The sequence below is a fragment of the Roseateles sp. So40a genome, assembly GCF_048081605.1.
Taxonomy (GTDB): domain Bacteria; phylum Pseudomonadota; class Gammaproteobacteria; order Burkholderiales; family Burkholderiaceae_C; genus Roseateles.
Window position 1 is genome coordinate 2,055,124 of record NZ_CP182288.1, and the last position, 14,194, is coordinate 2,069,317.

12 protein-coding genes are annotated in these 14,194 nt (G+C 67.2%); 6 read left to right on the forward strand and 6 right to left on the reverse strand.

Features of this window, described 5'->3' with window-relative positions; all coding sequences use genetic code 11:
- Window positions 1-32: 32 nt before the first annotated feature.
- The 3 genes from ACNI65_RS09545 to ACNI65_RS09555 form a co-directional block, all read right to left on the reverse strand.
- A complete protein-coding gene (locus ACNI65_RS09545) occupies window positions 33-632 on the reverse strand; it encodes a YceI family protein (protein ID WP_416762619.1) in 600 nt (199 codons plus the stop codon).
- An 82-nt stretch (window positions 633-714) separates the two neighbouring features.
- Window positions 715-1,131: a hypothetical protein gene (locus ACNI65_RS09550; RefSeq protein WP_416762620.1), complete on the reverse strand. Its 417-nt coding sequence runs from the start codon at window positions 1,129-1,131 to the stop codon at window positions 715-717.
- A gap of 81 nt (window positions 1,132-1,212) precedes the next feature.
- Window positions 1,213-3,357, reverse strand: coding sequence for an acyl-CoA dehydrogenase (locus tag ACNI65_RS09555; RefSeq protein WP_416762621.1), 2,145 nt, complete (start codon window positions 3,355-3,357; stop codon window positions 1,213-1,215).
- 131 nt (window positions 3,358-3,488) lie between these two features.
- Here ACNI65_RS09555 and ACNI65_RS09560 point away from each other — a divergent pair, with 131 nt between their 5' ends.
- Window positions 3,489-5,645 carry a tetratricopeptide repeat protein gene (locus ACNI65_RS09560; protein ID WP_416762622.1) on the forward strand — a complete coding sequence of 719 codons (2,157 nt, stop codon included), beginning with the start codon at window positions 3,489-3,491 and terminating at the stop codon, window positions 5,643-5,645.
- Here ACNI65_RS09560 and ACNI65_RS09565 read toward each other — a convergent pair.
- The gene (locus tag ACNI65_RS09565; protein ID WP_416762623.1) at window positions 5,624-5,815 is read right to left on the reverse strand and encodes a hypothetical protein; all 192 of its coding nucleotides are present in this window, start codon (window positions 5,813-5,815) and stop codon (window positions 5,624-5,626) included. The two genes, ACNI65_RS09560 and ACNI65_RS09565, sit on opposite strands and share 22 nt — an antisense overlap.
- Before the next feature lie 149 nt (window positions 5,816-5,964).
- On the opposite strand from ACNI65_RS09565, the gene ACNI65_RS09570 reads away from it, so the two are divergent.
- The gene (locus ACNI65_RS09570; protein ID WP_416762625.1) at window positions 5,965-6,789 is read left to right on the forward strand and encodes a DUF4349 domain-containing protein; all 825 of its coding nucleotides are present in this window, start codon (window positions 5,965-5,967) and stop codon (window positions 6,787-6,789) included.
- Here the strand turns inward: ACNI65_RS09570 and ACNI65_RS09575 are convergent.
- Entirely contained in the window at window positions 6,701-7,066 is a 366-nt protein-coding gene (locus tag ACNI65_RS09575) for a hypothetical protein (RefSeq protein WP_416762627.1), read from the reverse strand. The genes ACNI65_RS09570 and ACNI65_RS09575 overlap by 89 nt on opposite strands.
- A gap of 247 nt (window positions 7,067-7,313) precedes the next feature.
- Between ACNI65_RS09575 and ACNI65_RS09580 the strand changes: the two genes are divergently transcribed.
- A complete protein-coding gene (locus tag ACNI65_RS09580; RefSeq protein ID WP_416762629.1) occupies window positions 7,314-8,090 on the forward strand; it encodes a hypothetical protein in 777 nt (258 codons plus the stop codon).
- Between the two features lie 236 nt (window positions 8,091-8,326).
- Here ACNI65_RS09580 and ACNI65_RS09585 read toward each other — a convergent pair whose 3' ends face one another.
- Window positions 8,327-8,998 carry a GNAT family N-acetyltransferase gene (locus tag ACNI65_RS09585; RefSeq protein ID WP_416762631.1) on the reverse strand — a complete coding sequence of 224 codons (672 nt, stop codon included), beginning with the start codon at window positions 8,996-8,998 and terminating at the stop codon, window positions 8,327-8,329.
- A gap of 286 nt (window positions 8,999-9,284) precedes the next feature.
- Between ACNI65_RS09585 and ACNI65_RS09590 the strand changes: the two genes are divergently transcribed.
- From ACNI65_RS09590 to ACNI65_RS09600, 3 genes are read left to right on the forward strand one after another with little or no spacing between them, the layout of a single operon-like run.
- On the forward strand, window positions 9,285-11,453 hold the full coding sequence (locus ACNI65_RS09590; RefSeq protein ID WP_416763602.1) for a type I secretion system permease/ATPase: 2,169 nt from the start codon (window positions 9,285-9,287) through the stop codon (window positions 11,451-11,453).
- Window positions 11,450-12,901: an HlyD family type I secretion periplasmic adaptor subunit gene (locus ACNI65_RS09595; RefSeq protein ID WP_416762632.1), complete on the forward strand. Its 1,452-nt coding sequence runs from the start codon at window positions 11,450-11,452 to the stop codon at window positions 12,899-12,901. Before ACNI65_RS09590 ends, ACNI65_RS09595 begins: the two co-directional genes overlap by 4 nt.
- Complete coding sequence (locus tag ACNI65_RS09600) at window positions 12,901-14,172, forward strand: glycosyltransferase family 4 protein (RefSeq protein WP_416762633.1); 1,272 nt, start codon at window positions 12,901-12,903, stop codon at window positions 14,170-14,172. Before ACNI65_RS09595 ends, ACNI65_RS09600 begins: the two co-directional genes overlap by 1 nt.
- Window positions 14,173-14,194 lie beyond the last annotated feature (22 nt).

Sequence of the window (14,194 nt, forward strand, 5' to 3'; positions counted from 1 at the left end):
GGCCCGCGAAGTTTCTTACACCGCCCTGCGGATCACTCCTTGGCGACGGCCTCGACCTGGATGCGCAGGTTCACGTCCATCTTGAAGCCCCAGTCCTTGCCGGCGGCCAGGCCGAAGTCCTCGCGGTTGAAGCTGCCCGAGGCGTCGGCGCCGCAGAAGTCGCGCTTGTGCAGCGGATGCGGGATGCACTTGAGCTGGTGAATGGTCAGGTTCAGGGGACGGGTCTTGCCGTTGAGCGTCAGCTCGCCGGTGACCTGGGTCGGGACGCCGGCCTTGACGGCGTCGAAGCGGCCCTTGTAGGTCGCGCTGGGGTTCTGGCTGACGTTGAAGAAGTCCTTGCCGGTGGCCCAGGCATTCATCGCGGGGAGACCGAAGTCGATGCTGGCGAGGTCCATCTTCACGTCGACGCTGCCGGCGCCGGTGGCCTTGTCGTAGACGATGGTGCCGGTGCTCTTCGTGAGCTTGCCGCGCCAGTACGACAGGCCCATGTGGTCGGCCTCGAAGCTGGGATAGGTGTGGGTGGGCTCGATGTCGTAGGTCTGCGGCGCGGCGTGCGCGACCGGCGCGAACGACGTGATCGAGGCCAGGACGACGGCGGCGAGCAGCGCGGAGAGGGTCTTCTGCGGGGTCATCGTGGATCCTTGAGATGCGGTCTGGCGGGGCGCCATTCTGTCGACGAGCGGCGCTGGGCGAAATCGACAGTCAGCGAAGTCTTCAAGAGCCGCAGGGGCCCAGGCGATAACGGCCGTTCCAATCCGAAGGGCCGCGCGGCTCATGCGCCTGGATCAGCTTGACGTCGACCGAGTCGCCCGAGAACTGCAGGGCGCCGTCGTAGTGTCGTGAAGGGTTGTCCAGGTCGACGACCTCGCTCGCGGGCACGAGCCCGGTGATGCGAGGAACGACCAGCTCCATCCTGTCCTTGACGGTGGGGCTGAGCAGGAACAGCACGATGGAGTGGGTGAGGTTGTCTCGCACCGCGTGGAAGATCAGCAGGTGTCCGTCCGGGCGCCGCTGGCATTGGACGTTCGGTGCATTGCCTGGCGTGGCGCAGCCGGCCAGCAACGAGAGGCTCAGCACCCATGGCGCGGCGCGGCGCGCGCCGTCGACGAGCATCGGGGTGGGATGCTTCATGGTCTCTTGTTTCTCCCTCGTTCAGACGCGGGAGTCTAAGTCCACTGGACCAGCGGAGGGCCACCTCAGTTACCCGACTCCTCAGCGACGCGGCTCGCCGTCCTCGTCCACCCGGATCACCTCCTCGGCGGCCTTCAGATAGGTCAGCGCCGTCTCGGGATTGCGGGAGCCTTGCGCCACTTCCTCGAGCGATCGCGCGCGGCGCAGCGCCTTGTTGAGCTCGGGGACCTCGTCGCCGAGCACACGGGCCGCGTCCAGCGCTTGCATCAGGTCGAGCAGGCCGCCGCGCTTCGGGCGGGAGACGTCGGGGCACAGGCGCGCGATCAAGCCGGGCTGCGTGCGCAGCGCGTCGGCCAGCGCGATGGCCTCGCGGTCGCGCAGCGGGGCCAGGTGACCCGTGCCGTGCAGCAACATCGGCGCCACCGCGCGCACGAGGCGCGAAGGCAGGTTCGCGTAGAGCTCGCGCAGCAGCGTCGAGGCCTCATGCAGCTGGAGACGGATCGCCGCGCGCGCGACCGGCCGCATCGCCGGGTCGTTCTCCATCTGATAGCGCCACACGCAGGCGGCGGCCAGGTAGAGACACGCGAGCACATCGCCCAAACGCGCCGAAAGCAACTCCATGCGCTTGAGCTTGCCGCCGAGCAGCCCCATCGCGAGATCCGCCGTGAGCGCATAACGCGCCGACAGCGACGCGATCAGCTTGGCCTCAGCGCGCAGGTCTTCGGGCGGCTGGCCGACCAGCGGGGTGTGGACCACGCTGCGCCACGCGTTGCGCATCACATGGCCGACATGACCGAGGAGCGCGCGCCCGAGCCGCTCCGGGTCCTTGGCCTGGACGGCGGACATCTCCTCGAGCACGAACGGGTGGCAGCGTGTCGCGCCCTGGCCGAAGATGATCAGCGCGCGCGACAGCAGGTTGGCGCCCTCGACGGTGATGGCGATCGGCGCATGCCGGTAAGCCACGCCCAACAGGTTGCGCGGGCCGGCGATGATGCCCTTGCCGCCGAGGACGTCCATGCCGTCGTTGATGGCGCGGCGTCCCGCCTCGGTGAGTTGCACCTTGAGGATGGCGCTGGCGACGCTGGGCCGTTCGCCGGCGTCGAGCGCCGCGGCGGTGTAGCGGCGCGCGGCGTCGGTGGCGTAGAGCCGTGCCGCCATCTGCGCGGTGATGCCCGCGATCGCGTGGAATCGCCCGATGGGCAGTCCGAACTGCTCGCGCACCTGACCGTAACCGTTGACGACGAACAGAGCGGTCTGCTGCATCGCCGCGCCCAGCGCCGGCAGCGAGATCGCGCGGCCCGCGGCCAGGCATTCCATCAGCATGCGCCAGCCTTCGCCGACGCGGGCCTCGCCGCCGATGATCCAGTCCATCGGCACGAAGACGTCCTCGCCGCGGATCGGACCGTTCATGAAGGCCGAGTCCATGGGCCGATGGCGCTTGCCGATCTCCATGCCGGGCGTGGGCACGGGCAGCAGCGCGCAGGTGATGCCGAGTTCCTGCTGGCCCTCGGGCCGCGCGGGGTCGATCGCCTGGAAGGCGAGGCCTACGACGCTCGCCACCGGTGCGAGCGTGATGTAGCGCTTGTCGAAGCGCACGCTGAAGCCGCGCACCATCCGCCCGTCGATCTCGCGCTCGGTGAGCACGCCGCGGTCGGGGATGGAGGCGGCGTCGGAGCCGGCGTAGGGCGAGGTCAGGCCGAAGCAGGGCAGCTCACGGCCATCGGCCAAGCGGGGGAGGTAGTGCTGCTGTTGCTCGGGGGTGCCGTAGTGGAGCAGCAGCTCGGCCGGGCCGAGGGAGTTGGGCACCATCACCGTGACCGCGCAGGCGGTGTTGACGGTGGCGATGCGGGTGACGACCTCGGCATGCGCGTGATGGCCGAATCCCAGGCCGCCGTGTTCCTTGGGAATGATCATTCCGAAGAAGCGGTGCTCGCGCAGGTACTGCCAGACCTCGGGCGGCAGGTCGCCGGCGGTGTCGATGGCGTGGTCGTCGAGCATGGCGACGAGCGTGGCGACCTCGTGGTCGAGGAAGCGTTGTTCCTCGTCGGTGAGGCGATTGGGCCCGCGCTGGATGAGGGCGTCGAAGTCGGGCTGCCCGGCGAAGAGCTGGCCCTCGAAGCCGACGGTGCCGGCCTCGAGCGCGGCGCGTTCGGTATCGCCCATCGCGGGCAGGGCCTTGGAGAAGGGCGCCATCGCGAGGCGACCGATGAGTCGATGCAATCCCATGGAACGAGCCTAGGGCCACGCGGCCGACCCAGGCGTCAGCGGGGTGCGCGTGAGCGTGTAGGACTCGGGGAATGGCGACGCTCATCGGCTCTTTCACATGCGTTGTCCGCCCCGCGGTTAGCATCGCCGCCATGTCGTCTTCCGATCGCCGTCACCGCGCGGACTCCACCGTCGAGGCGCTGGTCCAGCGCGCTTCAGCCCAGCAGCGCGCCGGTGATCCCGCCGCGGCGGCGCAGACCCTGCATCAGGCGACGCAGCAGTTCCCCGATGACTGGCGGCCGTTCACGCGCTTGGGCGCCTTGCTCGCCGAGCATCACAACTGGGACGGGGCCGCCACCTGCTTCGCCGAGGCCTCGCGCCTTCAGCCCGGCAACGCCGACATCGCCTTCAACCTCGGCACCTCGCTGCGCGGGGCCGGCCGATTCGACGAAGCCATCGGCGCGTTTGAACGCGCTGCCAGCTTGAACCCCGCGTACGGCGGCGCCTATCTCGGACTCGGGCTCACGTACCGGTTGATGGGCGCGGCGGACGCGGCGGTCATGGCCTTCAACGTGGCCGAGGACACGCTGCCCGGTGACCCGCGGCCCCTGCGCGAGGCCGCACGGACGCAGATCGATGCGGGTCAAGTCAACGCCGCGCTCGCCACGCTGCAGCGGATGGCTGAGCGTCTGGATCGCGATGCCGACGCCGACAATGCCCGCGGCCTGTTGCTACAGGAACTCGGGCTCGCCGATGACGCGTTCGCCGCGTTCACCCGCGCGGTCGGACTTGACCCGAGGCACGTCGCCGCGTTGAACAACCGCGGCAGCCTGCTGCTCCTGAATCGGCGCTTCTCTGACGCGATCTCGGACTTCGACCGGGTGCTGGCGATCCAGCCGGACGTCGATGGCCTGCGCAGCATCCGGCTCTACGCCGCGATGCATGTGTTCGACTGGGCCCCCTTCGACGAGGACGCGAAGCGCCTGGCGCAGGACGTCGACGCCGGTCAGCAGGCGATCCAGCCGCTTGTCGTGCAGACCGTGCTGGACGATCCGCAGCGTCAGCAGCGCGCGTCGCGGCGTTGGATGCAGGACTTGTCAGTCACCGATGCCGCGGCTGCGGCGGCTGCCGCTGAGCCCGCGGGCGATCCGACACAAACGGCCGGTCGCCGGATCAAGGTCGCCTATGTCTCGCGGGACTTCCGCTCCCATCCGGTGTCGTTCCTGATGGCAGAGGTCATCGAGCTGCACGACCGCGCGGCATTCGAAGTCATCGCGATCAACTATGGCGACGTGAAGGACGACGCGATGCAGCAGCGGCTGCGCGGCGCCTTCGATGCCTTCCACGACGTGGCGCGTTTGCCCGATGCCGAGGTCGCCGCGTTGTGTCGGCAACTGGGCGTGGACATCGCCATCGACCTCACGGGATTCACCGATGGCGCGCGACCAGGGATCTTCGCGGCACGCGCCGCGCCGGTGCAGATGCTGTACCTCGGCTTCCTCGGCACGTCGGGGTCGAAGGACTACGACTACCTTGTCGCCGACCCGGTGCTGATTCCCGAGACCGAGCGGTCGTGCTTCGATGAGCGCCTGTTGATGCTGCCCTGGTATCAGGCCAATGATCGCCAGCGGCCGATGCCCTCGACCGGGTTGACGCGCAAGGACGTGGGCTTGCCGGAGGCGGCCGTCGTTCTGTGCTGCTTCAACAACCCGTGCAAGATCCTGCCCGAGCAATTCGCGAGGTGGGCTTCGATCCTGCGCGAGGCGCCGCGGGCGGTGCTCTGGATCCTCGAGGAGGATGCCGAGGCCGCGTTGAACCTGCGTGGGCACGCTGCTGCGCAGGGTGTCGATCCCGAGCGCATCGTCTTCGCGCCGCGGGTTTCGCGCGAGGTCTACCTGGAGCGGCTCGCGTTGGCCGATCTCTTCCTGGACACGCTCCCCTACAACGCCGGCACGACGGCCAGCGATGCGCTCTGGATGGGCGTTCCCGTGCTGACGCTGCCTGGCCGGAGCTTCCCGGCGCGCATGGCCGCGAGCCTGCTGATGGCGATCGACTGCGAGGAGTTCATCGCGCGGGATGCGTCGGATTACGTCGCCAAGGCGATCGCGTTGGCCAGCGACGAGCTCGCGCTCGCGCGGGCGAAGCAGACGGTGCGAGACGCGCGGCTCACAGGACGCCTCTTCAATTCAGAGGCGTTCACGCGGCACCTGGAGCAGGGGCTGCGGCGTGTGCACGCGCATCGGCTGGCGGGGCATGCGCCAGAGGATCAGTGGGTCGAGTCTTCAATCTACCGCGGCGGGGTCGCGTAGTCGTCGTGATATCGACGCGGGCCGTCGGGATGCACGCCGGGATCGTCCGGATGCTCATGCGGCGCTTGATTCGGACCAGGCGCGGGTTTCTCGGCGGGTGAAGGCGGTGCCTTGGCAGGGGCGGGACCGGGCTTGGGCGCGGCGCCCGCGGCGATGGGGGAGTGAGACATGACCGTTGCTCCTTGCAGGATGGTTGTCGTTGCAAGGGCAATCGGGCAGCCCGTTCCGGCGTCAATCCTGGCGCGCGCCCAGCGCCACGACCTCCCGGCACGCGCTCGGCGCTGAGGCACACTCCGGAGCCTTCACCGTCGGAGCCTTGATGAACCGTTCCCTGATCGCGTGCGTGCTGCTGGCTGTTCTTGCCGGGTGCTCCGGCAGGTCGGACTCCGGATCCATGGGCTCTGCAGCCAAGCAGCGCATGGTGGCGGCGCCCGACTCGTCCGGAACCGCTCGTCGCACGCTCGCCTACGAGCATTCGATCCAGATCGAAGTGCCGGAGGAACGCATCGCGACGGTCCATCAAGCCGCGCTGACGGCCTGCCATCAGGCCAGGGCGGATGCTTGCGAGGTGCTCGAATCCCGCGTCAGCAGCGGCCGGCGGCCCTCTGCGTCGCTGCGATTCCGGGCGAAGCCGGCTGGCATCCCGAAGCTGATCGCGGCGTTGGGCCAGCAGGGCGAGATCACGGGCCAGTTCACGCAGGCGGAGGATCTGGCGGGGCCCATCCAGGACACCGAGAAGAAGCTGGCGATGCTGACCAGCTATCGCGCGGAGTTGGAAACCCTGCGCAAGCGCCCTGGCAACGACGTCGACGCGTTGATCAAGGTGACGCACGAGTTGGCGTCGGTGCAGAGCGAGCTGGAGGCCGTCGCCGGCAAGCAGGCTCAGCTGATGCAGCGCGTGGAAACCGAGACCCTTCACATCGCAATCGAGCCCGCGCATGGCAGTTCGTTCTGGCGACCCATCGCGCAGGCCGGTGCCGATTTCAGCGGCAGCCTGTCGCAGGGCATCTCCTCGGCGATCACCGGTCTGGCCTATCTGCTGCCGTGGTCCCTGATCATCGGGATTCTGCTGTGGCTGGGTCGCACTGTGTGGCGGCGACGCAAGGCGACAGGTCCATCCAATCAGTCGCCACGTGGATCGTGAGGATCCACGCCATCGTCACGATGAGCCAGAGGATGGCTGACCGGAAGCGGCGCTCATCGACGGCCCACCACACCGAGGCGCAGAACCAGACGATGTTGCCCAGCATGCACAGCAGGACCGCCGGTGCGACGAACAGCAGGGCGTTGATGCTGTCGCCGAAGTCGTAGGACTGTCTGGCCTCGCCGATCGCCTGGCGGTTCGCGGCGTCGAAGAAGTACAGGAGCAACAGCATCGACGCGCCGTTGAGCACGGCCAGGAAGATCACGCGTTTGTTCATGCCGGGGGAGTGCGCTTCGTCATCGGGAGGGCGACGCAGTCTCTGACGTGTGTGTGAGCGCGGGATGAAGTCTGGCGGGCAAGAACTCTTCACGACTTCCGGGTTCCCCCCTTCCGGCGGGGTTCGTCGGACCTGCGTGGCTCGGCCACAATCGCGCCCGAGCCGACAAGGCCGACCCCGGCGAGGGCGCGATCACCACGCTGCCGCCGAGAGGGACAACAGAGATCACGTTCACGAGGGAGAAGGCATGTTCATCGTCTGGGGGAAGAAGATCGTTTATCGCCGGCTGGGGTATGTGGCGGACTTCTGCCCGATCTGCCGAGACAAACGGGTCTTCGAGCTCAAGCGCGTCGGGTCGGCGGGGCACGTCTACTACATCAGCGCGGGGCAGGGCGAGCTCGTGGGCTATGAGCTCATCTGCCAAGACTGCCGGACCTCGCTCCAGACCGATCCGGGCATCTATGCGTCCTTTGCGAAGCTCCCTGCGCCCGTCGAGGAACTGGTGCGCACGACCTTCCCCAACATCGATGAGGTCATGGCCGACCGCCTCGCGCTCGAGGAGCGCATCCGGCGCGAGCCGTCGTCGCTCAGCGCGGACGAGCGCCGGGCGCTGATCCGCCATCCCTTCCTGCTGCTGTCGCCGAAGGTCGATCGGCGCTTTGCGTCGACGCATGTTGATCGATGGGTGGGGCTATCGCTCGTGGGCGCGCTCCTGCTGATGATGATCGGCCCGGCGCTGACGCATGTGGTGGCGCCCGATGAGGCCGAGCTGTCGATGTTGCTCTTCATCGTGCTGGGCGTGGCGCTGGTGGTCTGGCAGGTCGCGGCATCGAAGACGCGCTTCATGGAACGCGAGATCATCCCGGTGCTCGCGAAATCGCTCCATCCGCTGCGTCCGACCGAAGCGGAGCTGCGTGAGGTGATGAGCGAGCTGAAGCTGCTGCGTCACAAGATGGCGTCCAAGCTCGGATCGAGCGAGCGGCTCGCGGGGCTGGTCGCGGCGCCGGTCGCGATGGCGCGCTGAGGCTGGATCCCTCGGGCACTCGGCTTGCCGCGTTCTCGACAGGCTCGATGAGCCCATCGAGAGCCATGTCGAGGAAGGTCCACATGAACAACATGAAGTGGCGCGGGTTCGCGCTGATCGCCGCGACGCTGGTGCTCGCGGGATGTGATCGCGCGAATGCGCCGACCGGAGGACCGCCGTCCTCGCCTTCCACGTCGGCCGTACCGCCAGCCTCAACTGCTTCGCCCGAGATCGCCTCAACCCCCGACCCCGCGCAAGCCTGGACAGGCCGTTGGATCGGACCGGAAGGCACGTATCTGCAACTGGACGCCGCAGGTCCTGGCCGCTATGAGGTCCGCATCAAGGATCTGGATGCCGAGCGGAAGTTTGCTGGCGTGAGCAAGGACGGCGTCCTGCGCTTCGAGCGCGACGGCAAGTCCGAGACGCTTCAGCCCACCGATGGCGACGCCACGGGCATGAAGTGGCTGGCAGGCAAGAAGACTTGTCTGACGGTGCGGGCGGGGGAGGGGTATTGCAAGGATTGAGCAATCGGCGCCCTCGGGTGGGCCGCTCCAGTCGAAGCGCACGCAGCCTTGCTCGATGGCGTGGCGAGCGATCCAGCGCATCAGCTGTTCCCCGACCTTCGACCCGCGGTGATCACTGTGGACATACAGCTCCTTCATGAAGAGCTGCCCGCGTTCCTTGGGCGCCGGATAAAGCAGCGAGATCGCCGCCACTCCCTGCACCACGCCGTCCTCGATCGCAACGACGAGCCGCACGTCGGAGTCCGGTCCCAGGATCCGATCTCTGAGGTTCCGCTCGATCACGTCGCGCGGCGGGGCATTCGTCCCGTTGTAATGCACGCTCATGTCGACGAAGACATCGAGGAGCGACTCGAAGTCCTCCGGGTGATGGAAGCGAATCTGCATGGCGGTCCGTCGTGGGATGAGCGGCCATCCTAGTGACCGGCCACGGTCTTCAAACGCTGTCAGCCATCGAAGGTGGAGAAGCCGAGGTTGATGCCTGCCGCGCAGCGCCCACAGCCCTCGTCGCAAGGGAAACTTCAACCCCCTCTCAAGGGGGGAATCTTCCCGCAGATCGTCTCCTCTACCATCGCGCCGCTTTACAAGAGGCCGTTAAGGCGGCAACAAAATGGTGACAAGACAGGGAGGGGCGGACGCGCTGGAAAGCGTGGCCGAGGAGGTCGCGTCGGCGATGGCACCAGGCGACGGGCCGTCAGACACGACGCCGGACGCGGACGGCGGGCTGTGCGCGCTGTGCCTCGTCGCGCGCATGCATCACGTGGCCACCGACGCCCCCTCGATGCGGCACTCCCTGGGTCTGGGAGCAAATGACGTCCCGTCCACCCGCGATCTTCTCCTGGCCGCCAAGCGGCTCGGCCTCAAGGCCAAGACCTCGCGCACGACGCCGGATCGACTGTCGCTCGCCGCGCTGCCTGCGCTGGCCATGCTCCACGACGGCCGCGTCGTCGTGTTGGCCCAATCCGACGGCAAGCGCGTCCTCTTCATGGACCCTGCCGGCGACGAGCAAACCGCGCGGCCGACCATCGAGCCGCTGGACACCTTTGCCGCGCAATGGACCGGCGAGCTGATCCTCATCGCCAGCCGCGCGAGCCTCGCCGGCGACCTCGCCAAGTTCGACTTCTCCTGGTTCATCCCCAGCATCGTCAAGCACCGGCGCCTGCTGGGCGAGGTGTTGACGATCTCGCTGTTCCTGCAGCTCTTCGCGCTGGTCAGTCCGCTCTTTTTCCAGGTGGTCATGGACAAGGTGCTGGTACACCGAGGGCTCACGACGCTGGACGTGCTGGTCCTCGGTCTGGTGGTGATCATGCTGTTCGAAAGCACGCTCAACATCCTGCGCGGCTACGTGTTCAGCCACACCACCAGCCGCATCGACGTGGAGTTGGGATCGCGGCTTTTCCGCCACTTGCTGAGCCTCCCGCTGGCCTACTTCCAGGCCCGCCGCGTCGGGGATTCGGTTGCCCGCGTTCGAGAACTCGAGAACATCCGCCAGTTTCTGACCGGGAACGCGCTGACCCTGGTGCTGGACGTGTTGTTCTCGGTCATCTTCATCGCGGTCATGTTCAGCTACAGCGTCACGCTGACGCTGATCGTGCTGGTGTCGCTGCCGCTCTATCTGATCCTCAGCCTGGCGATCGTCCCGGTGCTGCGCGGACGCCTCAACGAGAAATTCGCCCGCGGCGCCGAGAACCAGAGCTTGCTGGTCGAGACCGTCACCGGCATCCAGACCGTCAAGGCCAGCGCGCTCGAACCGCAGATGGCTCGCAAGTGGGATGAGCAGCTCGCCGCCTACGTGTCGGCGTCCTTCCGCACGCAGACGCTGGCGCAGTACGGCAACGAGGGCATCAACCTGATCGGCAAGCTGGTCAACGCGGCCACCTTGTGGTGGGGCGCGCAGCTCGTGATCGAAGGTCAGCTGAGCGTGGGCCAGTTCATCGCGTTCAACATGTTTGCCGGCCGGGTCGCTCAACCGATCATGCGCATCGCGCAGATGTGGACAGATTTCCAGCAAACCGGCATCTCGATGGCGCGCCTGGGGGATGTGCTGAACACGCGCACGGAACTGCGCCCGCAGAGCGCGGGTGCGATGCCGCGCGTGCGCGGCGACGTGACGCTGGAGAACGTGACCTTCCGCTACCGCACCGACGCGCAGCCCGTGCTGCATGGCGTGGACCTGTCGGTCGATGCGGGCGAGGTGATCGGCATCGTCGGGCGCAGCGGATCGGGCAAGAGCACCCTGACCAAGCTGCTGCAGCGGCTTTATGTGCCGGAGGCGGGCCGTGTGCTGGTCGACGGCCAGGACATCGCGATGGCTGATGCAACGCAGCTGAGGCGCCAGGTCGGCGTGGTGTTGCAGGAAAACATGCTGTTCAACCGCTCGGTGCGGGAGAACATCGCGATCTCTGATCCGGCCGCCCCGATTGAGGCGGTCATCCACGCGGCAAAGCTTGCCGGCGCGCACGACTTCATCGCCGAGTTGCCTGAGGGTTATGACACGGTGGTGGGCGAGCAGGGGACCGGACTGTCCGGTGGGCAGCGCCAGCGCATCGCGATCGCGCGAGCGCTGTTCGGTCAGCCGCGGATCCTGATCTTCGACGAGGCCACCAGCGCGCTCGATTACGAGAGCGAGGCCATCATCCAGAAGAACATGCGGGCGATCTGTCAGGGTCGCACGGTGTTCATCATTGCCCATCGCCTGAGCGCCGTGCGCCATGCCCATCGCATCATCGCGATGGAGAAGGGCCGTATCGCCGAGATGGGCAGCCATGAGGAGCTGATCGCCAAGCCGCAGGGGCTTTATGCGCACCTGTGGCGCATGCAGGGCGAGGGAGGCTCGGAATGAGCGCCGACGTGAACGGGGGCGCCGTGGCGCCCCGCCATCCGCTGCGCGAGCTGCTTGCGCGTTATGGCGCCGTGTTCCGCGCGGCCTGGGAGCGTCGCGAGGAACTGGCCGGACCTCGGCGGCTGGCCGATGAGCGCGCCTTCCTTCCAGCTGCGCTGGAGCTGCAGGAGACCCCACCGCATCCCGCGCCGCGCCGCATGGCCATCGCGATCTGCGCGCTGTTCGTGATCGCGCTGGCGTGGGCCATCCTGGGGCAGATCGACATCGTGGCCGTGGCGCAGGGCCGGATCATCGTGAGCGACCGCAGCAAGACGATCCAGCCGCTGGAGACCAGCGTCGTGCGCGAGGTGTTCGTCAAGGACGGCGACAAGGTGAAGGCCGGGCAACTGTTGATCGCGCTGGACTCGACGATGACCGAGGCGGACAGCCATCGGGTCGAGAAGGAGCGTTTGGCGGCCCTGTCGGAAGTACTGCGAGCTCGGGCGTTGTTGATGTCGTTGTCGGGCAGCGGCTCGCCGCAACTGGCTGCCGAGGCGGTGAAGTCGATGCCGCGCGAGGACGCGGACAGCGCGCGCTTCCAAGTGCAAAGCGAGTGGGCGGACATCTCGGCCAAGCTGGCCAAGCTGCAAGCGGAGATGGAACGGCGTGAGGCGGAGATCGCCACGTCGAAGCAGGTCGTCGAGAAGCTCCAGAGCACCGTGCCCATGGCGCAGCAGCGTGAGCGCGACTACAAGGCGCTGAGCGATCAGGGCTTCATCGCGGGCCACGCGGGGCAGGATCGGACGAGGGAGCGGATCGAGCAGGAGAAGGACCTCGGCACGGCGATGGCGCGACAGCGCGAGGCGCTGGCAGCGCTGGCGGAGTCGCGAGGGTCGGCGGCATCGTTCCGGGCGGAGACGCTGCGCACGCTGAGGGATCGCGAGGCCCAGGCTGATCTGAAGCTCAAACAGTTGGCCGAGGAAGGCGCGAAGGCCAATAAACGCAACCAGCTGACTCGCTTGACCGCGCCGGTCGACGGCACGGTGCAGCAGTTGGCCGTGCACACGGCCGGCGGCGTCGTGACCGAGGCGCAGGTGCTGCTGGTGCTGGTGCCTGATGAAGCCGAGGTGACCGCCGAGGTCGTGCTTGAGAACAAGGACATCGGCTTCGTGAGGGCTGGGCAGGAAGCGGAGATCAAGCTCGAGACCTTCCCATTCACGAAGTACGGCACGGTGCCGGCAACGGTGAAGAGCGTGAGCGCTGATGCGGTCAACGATGAGAAGCGTGGCGCGATCTTCCCGGTGACACTGGTGCTTGGTAGAGGCGTCATCGACGTCGACGGCAAGCAGGTGCGGTTAGCGCCGGGGATGAATGTGACGGCGGAGGTGAAGACCTCGCAGCGGCGCGTCATTCGCTACCTGTTCGATCCGGTGAAGCGTCACGTGGATGAAAGCCTGAAGGAGCGGTGATGCGCGTGCTCATCGTCCATCAGAACTTCCCGGGCCAGTTTCGTCATGTGGCCAAGGCCTGGTCGGAGCGGCCGGGCTGGCAGGTGATCGGCATCGGGCGCGACACGGCGCCGGGCATGCCGGAGCTGGAGGCCAGCGGGCGTCTGACGCTGATCCGCTACAAGCCTCATCGCGAGGTGGGGAAGCAGCAACACCCATACCTGCGGCGCATGGAAGACGCCGTGCTGCATGGGCAGGCGGTGGCGCGGGTGCTGCTCAAGCTCAAGGCCAAGGGTTTCAAGCCGGATCTGATCCTTGCTCATCCCGGCTGGGGTGAAACGCTCAACGCCAAGGACGTGTTCCCGGACGCGCGGCTCGTGCACTTCTGCGAGTGGTTCTACAACGCACCTGCGACTGGCAACGGCTTGGATCCCGATTGGCAGGGCGCCGATCTCGGGTTTGATCCGGAGTTCCCGATGAGCTTCGATGATCGGGCGCGGGTGCGGACCTGGAATGCGTTGCATCTGCTGAACCTGGAGAACTGCGACGCGGGGATCAGTCCGACGCATTGGCAGAAGGCGCAACACCCCAAGGCCTACCTCGACAAGATCACGGTGGCGCATGAGGGAATCGATCTCGACGGGCTCGGGCCGGACCCGCAGGCGTGGATGGCGATGCCCAACGGGGCGGTGCTGAGGGCGGGGGATCCGGTGATCACCTACGTTGCGAGGAATCTGGAGCCGTATCGCGGCTTTCACCAGTTCATGCGCGCGCTGCCGGCGATTCAGCGGGAGCACAAGAGCTGTCATACCGTGATCGTCGGTGGCGACGACGTGAGCTATGGTCGCGCGCATTCGTCGGGCAAGACCTGGCGCCAGGTGATGCTGGACGAAGTCGGCGATCGGCTCGATCCGACGCGGACGCACTTCCTGGGGAAGCTGCCTTACGCGCAGTACAAGCGAGTGATGCAACTGTCCGCGGCGCATGTTTACCTGACCTATCCGTTCGTGCTGAGCTGGTCGATGCTGGAGGCGATGGCCACCGGGTGCGTGGTGATCGGGTCGGATACGGCGCCGGTGAGGGAAGTGATCCAGGACGGGCGCGAGGGGCGTTTGGTCGGGGTGTTTGATCGGCACCAGTTGTCGCGCAGCGTGACGGAGGTTCTGGCGCTGACCGGCGCGGATCGCGAAAGGTTCAGCGCGGCGGCGCGCGATCGGGCGAGGGGGTATCGATGCAGAGACTTCGTGAGCACCTTCCCGGCTCCAGACGCATTCACATCGGCTCGTGTTTGAGGCTTGTCGTGTATGCAGCCTG

Excerpts from the sequence above, each read along its gene's own strand:
- ACNI65_RS09545 (WP_416762619.1), bottom strand. The coding sequence starts at position 632 with ATGACCCCGCAGAAGACCCTCTCCGCGCTGCTCGCCGCCGTCGTCCTG.
- ACNI65_RS09550 (WP_416762620.1), bottom strand. The coding sequence starts at position 1,131 with ATGAAGCATCCCACCCCGATGCTCGTCGACGGCGCGCGCCGCGCCGCG.
- ACNI65_RS09555 (WP_416762621.1), bottom strand. The coding sequence starts at position 3,357 with ATGGGATTGCATCGACTCATCGGTCGCCTCGCGATGGCGCCCTTCTCC.
- ACNI65_RS09560 (WP_416762622.1), top strand. The coding sequence starts at position 3,489 with ATGTCGTCTTCCGATCGCCGTCACCGCGCGGACTCCACCGTCGAGGCG.
- ACNI65_RS09565 (WP_416762623.1), bottom strand. The coding sequence starts at position 5,815 with ATGTCTCACTCCCCCATCGCCGCGGGCGCCGCGCCCAAGCCCGGTCCC.
- ACNI65_RS09570 (WP_416762625.1), top strand. The coding sequence starts at position 5,965 with ATGAACCGTTCCCTGATCGCGTGCGTGCTGCTGGCTGTTCTTGCCGGG.
- ACNI65_RS09575 (WP_416762627.1), bottom strand. The coding sequence starts at position 7,066 with ATGAACAAACGCGTGATCTTCCTGGCCGTGCTCAACGGCGCGTCGATG.
- ACNI65_RS09580 (WP_416762629.1), top strand. The coding sequence starts at position 7,314 with ATGTTCATCGTCTGGGGGAAGAAGATCGTTTATCGCCGGCTGGGGTAT.
- ACNI65_RS09585 (WP_416762631.1), bottom strand. The coding sequence starts at position 8,998 with ATGCAGATTCGCTTCCATCACCCGGAGGACTTCGAGTCGCTCCTCGAT.
- ACNI65_RS09590 (WP_416763602.1), top strand. The coding sequence starts at position 9,285 with ATGGCACCAGGCGACGGGCCGTCAGACACGACGCCGGACGCGGACGGC.
- ACNI65_RS09595 (WP_416762632.1), top strand. The coding sequence starts at position 11,450 with ATGAGCGCCGACGTGAACGGGGGCGCCGTGGCGCCCCGCCATCCGCTG.
- ACNI65_RS09600 (WP_416762633.1), top strand. The coding sequence starts at position 12,901 with ATGCGCGTGCTCATCGTCCATCAGAACTTCCCGGGCCAGTTTCGTCAT.